Below are 13,522 nucleotides of genomic sequence, written 5' to 3' on the forward strand. Positions count from 1 at the left end.
TAAGATTTTTAATTAATAATGGATTCAGCTCTAGCATAATCTTCTGGAATACCTATATCAATGAATGGTTGTTCAAAAATTTGCCCCGATAAGTTTCCTAATTGTGCTTCTTTCTCAAGAATCTCTGTTTCAAAAGAAAATTTTTCAGGAAATATTTTTCCTTCCAAAAAATTTCTTTTTATTAAATAAATACCACTATTGATTAAACCTTCCTCACAAAACTTTTTTTCATTAAATTGAATAATGTTATGACTCACATTATCTATTAATACAGTTCCATATCTATCAAATCTAAACATTTTTTTTAAAGCAACAGAAAAGTTAGACTTATAAAGTCTACTAACATTAATAAAGCTTACAATGTCAATTGGAAAATAAGAATCTCCATTTAGGACTAATACATCTTCCGACTTGACGTAATTTAAAGCTTTAACAATAGCCCCTCCTGTACCAAGAGGGGCATCTTCAACTGAGTAATTGATAGATATTCCCTTAAAGTTTTCTCCAAAATGTGATTTAATTACTTCATTTTTATACCCTACGGCCATTATGATATTATCAATGGGTACTGTAGTAACCCAATTTAAGAGATGTTCTAAGAATGGAACATCTCTTATTGGAGCCATTGGCTTTGGTATATCTTGAATAACTTCACGTAATCGCGTTCCTAATCCTCCAGCAAGTATAATTACATCCATTTATTTAACAGTTTTATATTCTCCAAAAATTTCTTCCTCTACTATACAGCAAATAATATGACCTATTAAAATATGTACCTCTTGGATTCTAGGAGTTTCATTTGAAGGAACTTTTATACAATAATCACAAATATCTTTCATTTTTCCTCCGTTCTGACCAGTAAGTCCTACTGTAATTATTCCTAATTCTTTACAGGTTTCAAAAGCTTTTATTACATTAGGAGAATTCCCTGATGTAGAAATTCCGATAAAGACATCTCCTGATTTACCTAATGCTTGTAGTTGACGAGAAAAAAGTTTTTCATAACCATAATCATTTCCAATAGCAGTAATAATCGACGTATCTGTCGTCAATGCTATTGAAGCTAAACCTGGTCTATCAAAATAAAATCTACTAACAAATTCTCCAGCAATATGTTGAGCATCAGCAGCACTACCTCCATTACCTGCCAATAATGTTTTATTTCCTAATTTGTATGCTGATGTAATAATACTGGTTACTTCATTTATTAAATCAATCTGTTGACTATCTTCTAATAAAGCTTGCTTTACAGAGATAGACTCTTTCACTTGGGATTTTATAAGGTTAAAATTCATAGTTCTACTTTTTTGTTTTTTATTATTAAATTATCTTCCATCCATGACAGCCCCCTTCACTAAAATTGAAATTAACAACTTTCCCTTCTAGTTTATTAAGAGCATTGATTACATTTACTCGCTTTGTAGGATTTACTACAAACATTATAAACCCTCCACCTCCCGCTCCAGAAACTTTACCAGTAATTGCTCCAGCTTCTATTGCAATTCGAAAAATATTATCAATATCAGAGTTTGAAATTGAGCTTGCCATTTTCTTTTTATTTTCCCATGATTCCCCAAGTATTTTTGAGTACATTAGTATATCTCCTTTCAAGATTGCTTCTTTCATCACAATAGCACTCTCTTTAATCCTGCGCATTGCATCTATTGCATAAACATTGCCATCTTTAGTATTTTTTTTCTGTTCATCAATAATTTGTGCAGATGAACGTGAAGCTCCTGTATAATACAAAATCATTGATGCTTCTAACTCATCAATAATCCAACGCTTTACTCGCAACGGATTTACAATAACTCTATCATCTTTAAAAAACTCCATAAAATTAAACCCTCCAAAAGCAGCAGCATATTGATCTTGCTTTCCTCCACTTAACCCTATATCTATACGTTCTATTTCAAAGGCTAGTTTAGCAATATCATATTCTCCTAATGGAAGACTATGCCATTCCACAAAAGCTTTTATAATAGCAACAACCATAGTTGAAGATGATCCTAAACCACTACCAGGAGGTGCATCGGAATAAGTTGTAATTTTACATGATTTAAGTTCTAGATTATAATCTCTTACTAAACGATTATAGACTCCTTTAATTAAGTCTAATTCTCCATTTAATAGTAAAGATGATGACAGAGGCATTATCAACTCAACATTGATATCAGGAGCAGACAATATTATTGATTTATCATTATTCTCTTCAATTGTGCAAAATGCATATAAATTTATTGTCGCATTAAGAATCAAACCACCATATAAATCACTAAATGGTGAAACATCTGTACCACCCCCAGCAAGTCCTAGTCGTAATGGAGCTTTCGAACGAATAATCATAATTTTAGACCTTTCTTTAATTGATAAGACTTTAGATAATTAAAACATATAAACAAAAATTCCACCAGTGATATTTTATAAATTTTATAACTCACTCCTAATCTAAAAACACCTTTTAAAAAATTTCCAGATAAGGATTCAGATAAAGTATAAAGTATTTTCTTCTTTTTGTACTTTGGTAAAGTAGCAAGAATATTTTTTTTTAAAATCATATCTTCATTATTAGTAAAATCTTTTTTTGATACAAAATCTAAAATCCAATCACATTCCATTGATATAGCTTTTAATTTCAGATCAACTTTACCTGTTGATGAAATATTATTTGAATGCCTCCTATATCTAAACAAAACTTTTTCAGTATGAGCAATACCATTTATTGATGCTGCTAAATAAGAAGTAATATCATCTGAAGCCCAAGCTAAAGGTAAAAAATAAAACCCTCCATTTAATTTTAAAAATGAAGTTTTATATACAAAGTCTGATAAAAATTGTATCCTCTTTTCTGTTATCCTATGCCAAATATTATTTAATACAGATTCAAACTGAGGGTTTGAAGGTGTTAGTTCTATTCCAAGAGACTTCTCATCTATTATTAAAGATCTACAATGATAAACATTTAAATTAGGGAAGCTTCTTATTAATTTATCAAATTCAGAAAGGTAGTTTTTCTCTAAAATATCATCATCTCCCATTAAAACAAAATAATCTGAAGTTGATTTTTCAAGACATCTATTCCAATTAGTAACAACATTTTCAGCTCCTATGTTAAAGTCATTTTTATAGTACTTTATTCTTTCATCATTATATGATAGAACAATTTTCTCAATTGGCTGAGGAGAAAAATCATTTACAATTATAAGTTCAAAGTTTGTGTAATCTTGATTAAGAATACTTTCTATACAATCCCTCAAATGTTCTGCCTTGAATGCGGGAATACCTATCGAAAATTTTAATCTATTATCCATTCTAATATACTTTTCAAGTCAAAGATTATAACCTATTTATTAAACTCCTACTTTCATACCTAGCCCTAGCTTTAACTTGAAATCTTAAACTAAATGCTACAAAAAAACAAAATAGTTGAAAAGATGAAATCGTACCAGTAGCTATTATAAAAATAAAATAGCAGAAAACTAATATCATATTTACTAATACAAAATATCTTGAATTATCTTTGATAATAATATAAGACTTAATGTGGTATAATAGTACACTTATAAAAAGTAGTAAATAAATAAATATTCCAATAATTCCTTGTTCAATCATAAGAATATAGACATGGCTTTCAAAAGCATATAAGTCAGAATCTGTTAATCTATCTGATACATCAACAGCAAAACCCATATTTTCATATATATAATTCAAACCGTTTCCAAAAATTGGGCTTTTGTAAAAATACCCTAATGAAAGAATAAACTGAACTTCTCTTAAATTTATATTACTACCTTCAACTTTAGTACCTCCACTCAAAAAAATGTCAACTATTGCATCAGCTTTATCAGCCATAAATGGTATTTGAATAAGCGCTATAATAAGAAAAAGAATAGCTATAAAAAGTTTATATACATTCCTTTTATTAGTCAAAACCACTATTAAAATTGATATTCCTAAAACAAGGATTAACAAAATAGTTCTTGAATCTGTTAAGAATATATTAAGAAGGATTAGAGCTATTAAACAATAAAGTATATACTTCTTAATTATTTTTTTTTCATTGATTACAGAATAAATAACAAAAAACAAAATAAAAACTAGAAATATTCCGTAAAAGTATGGATGAAATGTAAATGAACTAATTCTAAATCTTCCATCAAGTCCTGTCATATAATCTTTCGAAATATTTCTAAGTCGAAATGATTGAGAAATAATATCAATATATGGGTTAGAGTGTGTAACTCTACAAAATAATCCATATATACAAGCAATAAATGTTATTAAGTAAAATTTATCTAAAAGATTATTAAAATTTATTTTATTCCTTAAAGCAAAAAAAACTATAAAAATCGTAAAGGCACTTTCAAATAAAACAAGCATTGGTCTAGATATTTTTTGATATAATCCTAATCTTGAATCAAAAAATCCAATAAGCATTGTTCCACCTATAAAAAGAATTAAAGCTCTTTTTATAGGTATATTTCTATAATCAAACTCTCTCGTTCCTTTTGATAATAATGTAGATAGTAAACAAAGCGTAAAAAATAAATAGATAGATCTATCAAAAATTACTACGCCAGGTGGGACCATAAAATAGCCTATAAAAAGCCAAAATATCTTATTTTCAGGCTTAGATAATATAATTAATACTCCAATAAATAAAAAACAAACTAATAACAATGTTTGATTCATCTTATCAATTCCAATTAAGTTAAGCCGTTACTCGTTCGATTTATATTTACTTAAAACTTCTCTTGTAGCATCTAAATACTGATGCCCCCATTTTTCACAGGGTTCCAGATGATTTCCTTCAGCCCACTCATTCCAAGCATTAATAAAAAGAAAGTTTTCAGAACTTGATTTGGGATTCCATCTTTTACAAATATCATTAAGCCATTTTTTGTATAATTCAGGAGTTGAATTTAAAAAAATTCGTCCGCCCCCATTTCTTCTTCTAACATAATTATCCCACATTGGTGTTATTCCTGGAAATAATGTAAAATCCTTATTATATTCAAAGTTCTCTGAGTATTTTACAAGTTGCTTGTACTCATATATTTGATATTTCTGTCTCAGAGTAATCCCCATACCTAATTTTACTAAAACTCTTCCTAGCAATGAAATCTTTCTTTTTATCTCATATTTATTAGGTGGGAATTGCGCTGCAAAATCTAATCCAAATTTATCAGGATGTATGTTACTTTCAAATGTCCAAAAGAACCCTAAATATAAATCTGGGAAACCCAATTTTTTAGCTTCGTTTCTCCATATGTTAGCAGTCTTCTTAAAATCAGGAAAAAGTTCAGGCCTATACACTACAAATAATGGCTTCCCATCAACTTTTATATATCTAGAATCTGTAAAAACTTCCTTACACAAAAATTGGATGTGTGCCAAGTCATCTTCTTCGTTATATGCTTGTTCTAATAGCATATTTTTACTTCTTCCATCCCAATTTCTTGACCAGTTCTCATTTGCCCAGCATAAACAAAATGGGAAATCTGGTTTTTTTGACTCTAATACATTATTTATAGGTAAATCCAATAATCTTTTGCCTTTAAACCAATAATGATAATAACAGAATCCATGAATACTTGAATTTTTAGCTAATTCAGCTTGAGCTTCTCTTATTTCTGGTAATCTTAAATCATAGTAGCCTAAATCTAATGGTAAATGTGGTTGATATTGACCTTTAATAATCACTTTTCCTTTAACTACATTTCTCCATTCTGTGAACCCATTTCCCCACCACTTATCATTTTCTTTAATTGGGTGATACTGAGGCAAATAAATCGCAATTCCTTTAATCTCTTTCATTTTTTTTCTTATTGATTATTAAATTTAACAAAAAACTACGTTCATCGACGTTAATAACAAAATAGTATATTACTGGAAAAACCATAACAACGTAAATAATTTCCCAAAATACAATAGTAACGTACGAATTAGACACTTGGAAAAAGGATTTGAGTGTATATATTAATAAAAAAATTGAAAATATTTTTAAAGCAGGAATGAAAAAGCTTTTTAAAAATAACTTCTTTGAATCATAGCCCATAACTTTTCTATAGTAATAAACATAGTAAAACGACAATTGTAAAATCACATAAACTAAATATGAAATTATTACCGCACCTAAACCTATATATGGTACAAAAAACCAAGCTAAACAAAGAGAAAATATTGTCGAGAATCCTGAAATATAAACAATAGGTTTCAAATTGTCTGAAGCTAAAACTAAACTTGATAAAGCAGAATTATGTGATCCAAGTAAAGAAAACACCCATAAATTAAGCCAGATACATAGATAACTATATTTAGACCCCACGTATATATCCAACAGCTCATTTGAAACAAGTATAAATCCTGTCACAATTAAACATAAAAAAATAGTAATAAATTTTGTACCATCGAAGGCAATTTTAAGTTCTTTCTCATAATCACCTGCACTTACAACTTTAGTAGCAGTTGGCAATATAACTCCAACAAAACTAACTCCCAACATCATTACAAGGTTTGCAAATCCTTCAATTATTCTATAATCCGCAATTGAATCAACCCCTAACTTTATCCCTAGAATAATAGGTCTAAAATAATTAGCAGATATTTGAAATATACTGAAAGAAAAAATGCTTAAACTATATAATAATACATTTTTAAAAACATCATGAAAATAAATAAATCTAATTTTTAAAGAAGGATTTATAGTCCTTACTTTATAAACAAATATTGGAAAAACAATAATAGAACAAATAGTTTGTAGAGTAAAAAAAAGGATTAGCGATAAGTTAAATTGAATTGTTATTACTATTATTAAAACTTGTAAAAGCTTGGGAATAATCATAATTTTTTGATGCCATCCAACAAGTTCATTTGCTCTAATATATTGTTCAAAAGCACTTGAAATCCAACTTACCAATGAAGTAAACATTACTACATATAATAGATACTTTAATGTTTGTGCTTGAAATGCACTTATTTGAAATAAATCCTTTACAAAAAAACTTATAATAAAAATTGTTATAACATTAATAATTCCAATTATACCATAAAGGACTAAACTAGATTGAAATAGTTTCGAAATTATATTATTATCCTGCTTGACAATTGATGAAGAAAAAAACTTCACATTACCTGAAGCAAGTCCCATATCCATTAACCTAAGATAAATATTTATTGACATTGCTAAACCAATTATACCATAATCGGTTTTCCCAAAATAAACTAGTAATATTGGAACTGAAAAAAAACCATAAATAGCATTTAGGATATTACCTAGTAAACTCCAAAAGAAACCACCAAAAATATTTTTAGATTTACTCATTTATAATTAAATTTTATGATAGTTATTGATTCCCATTCCAAGATTTTGAACTAAAATAGTTTCAATTGATTTATTTAATTCAGAATGACTCTTAGTTTGAAATAATGACATGAGATTTTGTAATTCTAATTGGCTTACAAAAATATCATCCAACCCTTTGAAATTTTCATTTTCCATATATCCAAATCTAAATGGTATTAATCCATAATACATTGCTTCAAAATAAACAGTAGTGTTATAACAAATAGCAAAATCATATTGATTATCCTCTAAAATTTCTTTTATGGTATAATCAATAGGTATGAAAGCAAGCCTATTTACAGAGATAGCTTCTGAAAGAATTTCTTTATTAGACAATGGATGAAGTTTAATATGAAATTCAATTCCTAAATCAATAGCCAGCTTACCTAAAATATTTATGAGCATTATATTACCATCTTGATAAATATCTCTAGCTAAAAAGACTGCACAACATTTAAATGTTTGCTTTACTGTTATTTTTTTTAAGGAGTATTTTGGATTTCCAGCTACAATGATTCTTAAATCAGAAAAACTATAATTAAGTATTAAATCTTTTTTACTTGACTCTCCCCACACTAGGACAGTCTTTGCTCTAATATTCTCTGCCGTTATACAGTCAAACGGCTTAAACAATTTATAATCAATATAAGAAAGACCATGAGAAAGCTGATACGTTTTAATTCCAATTGAATTAAAAAACTCTGTTAATAAGCACTCATTATCAAAAGAGCTATTAAATGCTATATATTTTTTATCTGTAGTATCAAAATCTAAAAATAATTCACTTAAAGATTTAAGTACATTTCTATAAAATAATGCTCTTGATGCTAAATAAACTCGTTCTTTAATATTAAATTCTTTACTATAAGAAAATAAAAAATAAAAAAAAACTTTAAAAGTTATTAACAAATTGAAATTATAATATAGTCTATCTGCAATTTTATATAATGGTATAAAATCAGAATCATTTACAAACGTTCTAATCTCATTAATTAATTCGTTATAATCACTCCTATTTGCACTAACTGTAATCAGACTATTTTTCAAAAGAAATGCTTTTTTAATTTCTTTAAGATTGGGAATCTTAAACAATTGCCGAACTATTTTCTTTAAACTAAAGTAATCATTATCATACATTCTATAAGTCAATTTAATAAGATCTGTTGACAATAGGATACTATAATCAAACCCCTCTATTTCTAAGGAAAGCTCTTTCTTTAATTCACAATATCTATCAAATGATTTTAATGGTGACATTTTTTGAGTTGTGTTAATTAAGATTAAAAATTGCTAGAGATATATCTCCAACATTCTCTTTTGTTTTTAACCTATAATCTCCTGTAATTGTCAGATAATATCTACCTTGATTATAAAAAATAGATGGGTAATGACACCATGATGTACTTTTAATAATAGTATTTAAAGAGTTTTTGAATAAATCATTTCCTGAACATATTCTTATATGCATTACATTTCTACCATAAACAATTCTATTCATAGAGTTTATTATTGGGTCATCAATATTCCAAATCATAGCTAACCTATTATCCATTGTTTTGTATAATAGAGGTTTAGCATTTTGTGTTCTATATCCATATTCTTCATTAATAGAAATGGGAGAAGAAAATGATATCCCCCCATCAATACTCTTACTGAATAATAATCCTGAAATATCATTCCTACCAATAAATATTAATTCTCCATTGTAAAACTCAAATGCAGTTTCAACAAATTGCTTAGAAAATTGTGAAGGCATTTTAGTTAAATCTATAAAACCGATAATTTCAAAAGTATCACTAAGTTCATCTATTTTTAGTAATACTGATGTTCCAAAACTATGTTCTTTACTTGAAGAGAAGTGCCCAATTGTTAAACAATAATAAGTTTTATTATTATATATTTTAGGTTCACTTGTAAGAAACATAGAGTTTTTTTCTGGCCCAAAATCTATTTTCATTTTTCCTTTAAGGTATTCTAATATATTATCAATATTAAATTCTACTTTAGGTGTGTTTACTGTTAATCTAAGTCCAGATACTTGAGGTTCAGAAAATAATTCTGTTTTAGGATCAAAATCTCTGTAACAGTAAGTCTGTTTTGACAATATCGTTACTCGAAAGAAAAATCTTATTTTACCTTCTTTTGTAAATGAATAATTAGCAGTATAAATTGGTTCAAAAAAAGATCTAAAGTTCTTATATTGCTTATTAGGTTCACATATATCAAAATATTTTCTTGATGATAAATCTTTTTGATTGATTACACACAACCTCAACTTTTGTTCTTTGTCACCCTCATAGTTAATAGCATCATTACAATAATAAACAACATATATTTTATCATCTTTAACAAAGACTTTTGAATCGTGAGCAAATTTTTCTTTGTCAGTATTAGATATCACCAATCTTATATTATTTAAAGAATCGCCTTTAACAATTGCTTTCTTAATAAAATCATTTTGGGGTAATCTTATCCAAGTGTACCTATTATTACCTGATATTACAGCAATATACCATTCATTATTAATTAGACCAATTTGGTTCCCAAAATCAGGTTTAGTAAGATTTAAGTCCGATATTAGTTTTATGAAAACATTTTTCCTGTCAAAGTTATATTTCAACTCATTCCAAAAATTACCATCATACATCCGAAAAACTAAATTATCTAAATCAAAAACTGTTGCTCCAACTTTTGCATTTTGAATTGTTTTTATAGTTTGAAAATTAGAATATGACTTTACACTATTTATTCCAAAAAGTGAATCTATTGGAGGATTAACATCTCTACAAGCACATGCAAATAGAAAAAAAAATGGAAAAAGTATTAATTTCATAACAGTTTTTAGTGGTTCTTTTTTAAGCAGTCAACAATTTATATTAAATATCGGATGTGTAGATTTATTCGAAAATTTAAAAATAAGTAGATATGAAATACTTACTAATTAGTAAATAACTTATTATGATAATTGTTCTAATTTTTTATTTTATTAAATTTACAATTGAACTAGTATATGTTTAAAATATACTAGTTGCTCTTTTCATTAGGAATATATTTATGATGTTCTTTTGCATGTACTTTCTTCTCTTTTTCTCCACAAATAATAGTTGCTTTTTTAACATCCTCAACAAATTGCCTTAGTTCACCCTTGGAAATATCTAGTGCAACACTATCAAAATGTACCCAATCTAAATTTCCTAATTTAACATGTTTCTCAATCATTAATGCTCCAGCACTAATTGCCATTTGTGAAGCCAATGCTCCTACATCATGACTTGAGTATCCTGGAATAATATTTGGAAAACGCTCGTGTCTTATTTCGTTATAATGACGAATAACGGCAATATTACAAGCATCAGGTGGTGCTGGATAAGAGGAAGTACATTGTAACAAATAAAGTAATCTATTATTCGTAGTAAATTCATTTAATACAAATTCTTCATATTCTTTATCCGTAAAACCTGTTGATACAACAATATCACCGTCAAAAGTATCTGCAACATATTTCAAATAATTTCTATGATTAGAAATTGTACTTGGAAGTTTGATAAGTGGTAAATTGTATTGTAAAATATACTCATAAGAGTTTTTGTCTAAAACAGATGTAAACCAAAAAATCTCATTCTTTCTACATTCATCTATCAATACCTTAAACAAATCATCTGTAAGTTCGACTGATCTCCGATAATGCCCTAATGTATTTCCGAAAGGAGACTTGTATGGTTTAGAAAGCTCTGCCTCACTATAGAATGAATCTACATCTCTCCTTTGAACTTTAATAATATCAGCACCTTCATCTTTTGCCATTCTAATCATAGTGCGTAATCTCTTTTCATCACCTATATGATTATTAGTTAATTCAGCAACGACCATTGGTATCCCAGCAAATATTTTTTCTTTTACTCCTAGATACAAATCATTATTACTTTTGTGCTCAGCAAAATCTGTGAAATTACCTTGATTAAATAAACCAATAGATATATCACTATATGGCTTACGTCCAACATGAAGTATATTAATTGAAGGAACTTCTGTTTCTATATATGATTTAATTCTAACAAAAGTATCCTCTTGAGTACGAAGAACAGCATCCCTGAACTGTTGACTATGACCAGAATAGTCTTCTATTAGTGTTGTATTTGAATCAGACCCAAAATCAAAACCCAAAAAGTATATATCAAGCTTTTTATTTAGCTCCTTAGCCATTACGATTCCTAATCTAATAGCTGACAAGAATAAAAAATCTGATATAAAAAGTTCATCCCCATGTGCTGAAAACAAATAGCTTTCTGTTGTTTCATAAGTATCTGGGAAATATGAAACTTGAAGACTATTAACCGACTCTGGCATCTGTTTGTCCGAGATATACAAAGAAGCCTTAAAACCGTTCTCTTTAATACTTTGATATGCCCATAAACTATGAACCAATGCTATATCACCTGCATAAAACCGTTCTGAATCATTGATATTAATGACAACACCATTTTCCAATTGAGATTTAGCAATTTTCCTTAAACTTGCTCCTTTTCCGAGTATATATACTCTATCTGTTTTGGATTTTGAAAATATATTTCTGATTTGGTTCAAGAAGTTCTCCATGATATTGTGTGTTATTTACTGTTACTGATAATCCATTCTCTAAAGCTAAATTTAACCCTGGTATAATATCCCAAACTTTTGCACCTTTAGGGTTTTCAAAACTAAAAAATGAACCAGTAACTACATTATACATATTATATACTGCACAACCGATAATTCTATATTCAAAACCTGGTTCTAGTTTTAAAATATCTTCCTTGGTTAGACTAGAAGATATTCCACATATTCTTGATTCAAATTTCTCAAAAATATCTCCTGTCTTGAGATAGCAATTTAATTCTGGAAGAGCTAACATTGATTCATTATGAACACCATTTTCATAAACACAAATTGCAACTCCCCACTCCTTTAATCCTGATGTAAAATTCTCAGTACCATCAATTGGATCTAAAATGATTACCTTATCTTTTTTAGAATTAATTACGTTTTCTTCTGGAGATTCTTCAGATACCAAAAAGTAATCAGGAAACTTTTCTCTAATAAAATCTTTAACTATTTTCTCACAAAGAATATCTCCCTCAGTAACATAGCTATCATCCTCCTTTAAGATTCTTGTATTCCTTTTAGATAAAATCTCAGGTAAAAAAAGGTTGATTTCATTTACTATTAAACTACATATAGACATAATAAGCTTGTTTTAAAATAACGTTGAATCTTCCTTCATTTTATGATAAACCTGTTCAGCTATAAAAAAATCAAGAGGTGTATCAATATCTAAACCTTCTACATGCGAAACAGTGAAAATTTGTGGATTAGGTCCAATAATTGTCCTATATTTTACAAGCGTTTCTTTCCGAAGTAAACATAGTCCGAAATTTATAGCTTGTACATCTGTCAATTCTTGACTTTTAGGATGCTTATCAAGAGAAAAATTTAATGGTTTGTCTCCTCTCCATAAAAACTCTTTAACTATGCTAGCAGTAACAATACTTCTATTTAAAGCATCGTCGAATTGATTAATACATTTACTAAAAGTCTCTGGTTTAATAAAGGGAGAAGTAACTGGTGTATAGGCAACTATATCACAATCTGTATGCTCTCCTAAATACCAAAAATAATCATTTGCAGAACATTCAGATGAAGCATAGTATGGTTCTCTTTGATGAAAACCTACACCATTTTTAATTGCAACTTCAATAGCTACCTCTGAGTCAGTATTCACTATTATTTCATCAATTTCCTTGACCTTTTTTAGCGCATTTATTTTAAATTCAAGTAAAGATGTATCCCCAAATGGTTTGACATTCTTATCTTTTACTCTTTCCGATCCTTTTCTAATTGGTATTACTGCAGTTATTTTCATGAAATAATTTTAACAAGCTTAAAAATGAATCACTTATCCTAGTTTTTTTAACAGATTTGAAAAAAAACTTTTTTTCTTCTCATTCTGACCATAAGCATAACCATATCCATATCCATACCCATAACCATACCCATAACCATATTCTTTAGAATTACGATCGTCAACTCCATTAAAAATAATATTTAAAGATTTGAATTTATTTCTTTCTTTAAAGTCTTTTAAAACTCTCAAATAAGATTTAGGAGTATGTTCATATCTCATTAAATAGAATACAGCAT

13 protein-coding genes are annotated in these 13,522 nt (G+C 28.0%); all 13 read right to left on the reverse strand.

The genetic code is table 11. The annotated features are described in order from the left end of the window. Positions 1-8: 8 nt before the first annotated feature. Positions 9-698: a nucleotidyltransferase family protein gene (locus VB798_RS18520; protein ID WP_323261059.1), complete on the reverse strand. Its 690-nt coding sequence runs from the start codon at positions 696-698 to the stop codon at positions 9-11. Further along, entirely contained in the window at positions 699-1,295 is a 597-nt protein-coding gene (gene gmhA2 / locus VB798_RS18525) for a D-sedoheptulose 7-phosphate isomerase (protein WP_323261061.1), read from the reverse strand. Between the two features lie 25 nt (positions 1,296-1,320). Further along, positions 1,321-2,346, reverse strand: a complete 1,026-nt coding sequence (locus tag VB798_RS18530) for a GHMP family kinase ATP-binding protein (protein WP_323261063.1) — start codon at positions 2,344-2,346, stop codon at positions 1,321-1,323. Beyond that, positions 2,343-3,311: a glycosyltransferase family 2 protein gene (locus tag VB798_RS18535; RefSeq protein WP_323261065.1), complete on the reverse strand. Its 969-nt coding sequence runs from the start codon at positions 3,309-3,311 to the stop codon at positions 2,343-2,345. The genes VB798_RS18530 and VB798_RS18535 overlap by 4 nt, the downstream gene beginning before the upstream one ends. 25 nt (positions 3,312-3,336) lie before the next feature. Then, positions 3,337-4,692: an O-antigen ligase family protein gene (locus VB798_RS18540; protein WP_323261067.1), complete on the reverse strand. Its 1,356-nt coding sequence runs from the start codon at positions 4,690-4,692 to the stop codon at positions 3,337-3,339. A 27-nt stretch (positions 4,693-4,719) separates the two neighbouring features. Beyond that, on the reverse strand, positions 4,720-5,817 hold the full coding sequence (locus tag VB798_RS18545) for a glycosyltransferase WbsX family protein (protein ID WP_323261069.1): 1,098 nt from the start codon (positions 5,815-5,817) through the stop codon (positions 4,720-4,722). Further along, the gene (locus VB798_RS18550) at positions 5,804-7,324 is read right to left on the reverse strand and encodes a lipopolysaccharide biosynthesis protein (protein WP_323261071.1); all 1,521 of its coding nucleotides are present in this window, start codon (positions 7,322-7,324) and stop codon (positions 5,804-5,806) included. The genes VB798_RS18545 and VB798_RS18550 overlap by 14 nt, the downstream gene beginning before the upstream one ends. A gap of 6 nt (positions 7,325-7,330) precedes the next feature. After that, positions 7,331-8,602, reverse strand: coding sequence for a hypothetical protein (locus VB798_RS18555; protein WP_323261073.1), 1,272 nt, complete (start codon positions 8,600-8,602; stop codon positions 7,331-7,333). 13 nt (positions 8,603-8,615) lie between these two features. Next, positions 8,616-10,178, reverse strand: coding sequence for a sialidase family protein (locus tag VB798_RS18560; protein WP_323261075.1), 1,563 nt, complete (start codon positions 10,176-10,178; stop codon positions 8,616-8,618). 191 nt (positions 10,179-10,369) lie between these two features. Then, a complete protein-coding gene (locus tag VB798_RS18565) occupies positions 10,370-11,941 on the reverse strand; it encodes an N-acetylneuraminate synthase family protein (RefSeq protein ID WP_323261077.1) in 1,572 nt (523 codons plus the stop codon). Next, positions 11,886-12,566: an inositol monophosphatase family protein gene (locus tag VB798_RS18570; protein ID WP_323261079.1), complete on the reverse strand. Its 681-nt coding sequence runs from the start codon at positions 12,564-12,566 to the stop codon at positions 11,886-11,888. Before VB798_RS18570 ends, VB798_RS18565 begins: the two co-directional genes overlap by 56 nt. Positions 12,567-12,578: 12 nt before the next feature. Continuing rightward, positions 12,579-13,244, reverse strand: a complete 666-nt coding sequence (locus tag VB798_RS18575) for an acylneuraminate cytidylyltransferase family protein (RefSeq protein WP_323261081.1) — start codon at positions 13,242-13,244, stop codon at positions 12,579-12,581. Between the two features lie 33 nt (positions 13,245-13,277). After that, positions 13,278-13,522, reverse strand: a 245-nt coding sequence (locus tag VB798_RS18580) for a hypothetical protein (protein ID WP_323261083.1), incomplete at its 5' end; no start/stop codon positions are given.

It is taken from the genome of Arcicella lustrica (assembly GCF_034930985.1).
Taxonomy (GTDB): domain Bacteria; phylum Bacteroidota; class Bacteroidia; order Cytophagales; family Spirosomataceae; genus Arcicella; species Arcicella lustrica.

Coding starts and splice junctions, on each gene's coding strand:
- VB798_RS18520 (WP_323261059.1), bottom strand. CDS start 698: ATGGATGTAATTATACTTGCTGGAGGATTAGGAACGCGATTACGTGAA.
- gmhA2 (WP_323261061.1), bottom strand. CDS start 1,295: ATGAATTTTAACCTTATAAAATCCCAAGTGAAAGAGTCTATCTCTGTA.
- VB798_RS18530 (WP_323261063.1), bottom strand. CDS start 2,346: ATGATTATTCGTTCGAAAGCTCCATTACGACTAGGACTTGCTGGGGGT.
- VB798_RS18535 (WP_323261065.1), bottom strand. CDS start 3,311: ATGGATAATAGATTAAAATTTTCGATAGGTATTCCCGCATTCAAGGCA.
- VB798_RS18540 (WP_323261067.1), bottom strand. CDS start 4,692: ATGAATCAAACATTGTTATTAGTTTGTTTTTTATTTATTGGAGTATTA.
- VB798_RS18545 (WP_323261069.1), bottom strand. CDS start 5,817: ATGAAAGAGATTAAAGGAATTGCGATTTATTTGCCTCAGTATCACCCA.
- VB798_RS18550 (WP_323261071.1), bottom strand. CDS start 7,324: ATGAGTAAATCTAAAAATATTTTTGGTGGTTTCTTTTGGAGTTTACTA.
- VB798_RS18555 (WP_323261073.1), bottom strand. CDS start 8,602: ATGTCACCATTAAAATCATTTGATAGATATTGTGAATTAAAGAAAGAG.
- VB798_RS18560 (WP_323261075.1), bottom strand. CDS start 10,178: ATGAAATTAATACTTTTTCCATTTTTTTTTCTATTTGCATGTGCTTGT.
- VB798_RS18565 (WP_323261077.1), bottom strand. CDS start 11,941: ATGGAGAACTTCTTGAACCAAATCAGAAATATATTTTCAAAATCCAAA.
- VB798_RS18570 (WP_323261079.1), bottom strand. CDS start 12,566: ATGTCTATATGTAGTTTAATAGTAAATGAAATCAACCTTTTTTTACCT.
- VB798_RS18575 (WP_323261081.1), bottom strand. CDS start 13,244: ATGAAAATAACTGCAGTAATACCAATTAGAAAAGGATCGGAAAGAGTA.